The following is a 1,340-nucleotide window of genomic DNA, read 5'->3' on the forward strand; positions in this document are numbered from 1 at the left end:
GGTAGTATCTCACCAAGTGTGTAAAGTTTAAAATACGGAGGTCGCGACCTCCGTATTTTATTTTTTATTAACTTTAAATTTTATGCACTTATGAAGAAAGAAGATTTCATTACCGAGGATTTTTTGAAACAGTTCAAAACAGGAGAAGAACTTAGCAGTTTTCTCAAATCCATCCAAAAGCGAGGAGTTGAAAAGATTTTAGAAGGAGAATTAGATGCTCATTTAGATTATGAAAAACACCAGAAATCAGAGAACCCTAACTCTCGTAATGGCTACTCTAGTAAAACGATTAAAACCTCTCTAGGAGAAAGTAAAATTAAAGTTCCTAGAGATCGTAAGGCATCATTTAATCCTCTGATGGTCCCCAAGCGAGAAAATATAGTAGATGGTATTGAAAATGTCATTATTAGTCTCTATGCAAAGGGAATGAGTAATTCCGATATTGAAGAACAAATTCGAGAGGTATACGATTTTGATGTTTCTACATCAACGATATCCAGAATTACGGATCGCATTAGTGATGACATTGTTGCTTGGCAGAATAGGCCCTTAGAGCCTGTTTATTTAATTACTTGGATGGACGGTATTGTCTTTAAGGTAAGGGAGAACTCAAAGGTGATCAATAAGACTATGTATATAGCTGTTGGATTACGTAGAGATGGTAAAAAAGAAGTACTAGGTTTATGGTTAGGTAAAAATGAATCGGCTGCTTTTTGGATGAGTGTACTCACCGATATGAAGGCTCGAGGTGTTGAAGATCTATTAATCACAGCTACTGATAATCTCAATGGATTTACTCAAACTATTAGAAATGTATTCCCAGAATCAACTACTCAAATTTGCGTGGTGCACCAGATTAGAAATGCTAGCAGATACGTAGTATGGAAAGATAAAAAAGAGTTCTCAAAAGATATGAAGGAAATTTATAATGCTCCTACCAAAAGTGCGGCTGAAGCAGCTCTTAATGATTTTGCTCAAAAATGGGAATCTAAATATTCGTATGCTATTAAAAGTTGGCGTGATAACTGGGATGAACTTACTGTTTTTTATGACTTCCCTGTAGAAATTAGAAAAATTATTTATACTACTAATCTCATTGAAAATCTCAATGGTAAAATCAGAAAGTACACCAAAAATAAACTCTCATTCCCAACCGATAATGCAGTAATGAAATCTACTTTTTTAGCGCTTAGAGAAGCTACTAAAAAATGGACAATGCCTATTCGGAATTGGGGAATAATTTTAAATCAATTTTTAACTATATTTGATGAAAGGGTTCAACTTTAAATAAAAGTCAAACCCTCTTTATTTTAAACTTACACACTTAATGGGATAGTGTC

Annotated in this window: 1 protein-coding gene; it reads left to right on the forward strand. The window is 33.9% G+C overall.

Annotated elements, in window-relative coordinates:
• Positions 1–90 precede the first annotated feature (90 nt).
• Complete coding sequence (locus ABD816_RS22135; RefSeq protein ID WP_344931093.1) at positions 91–1,287, forward strand: IS256 family transposase; 1,197 nt, start codon at positions 91–93, stop codon at positions 1,285–1,287.
• Positions 1,288–1,340: the final 53 nt, after the last annotated feature.

It is taken from the genome of Aquimarina addita (assembly GCF_039539305.1).
GTDB lineage: Bacteria > Bacteroidota > Bacteroidia > Flavobacteriales > Flavobacteriaceae > Aquimarina > Aquimarina addita.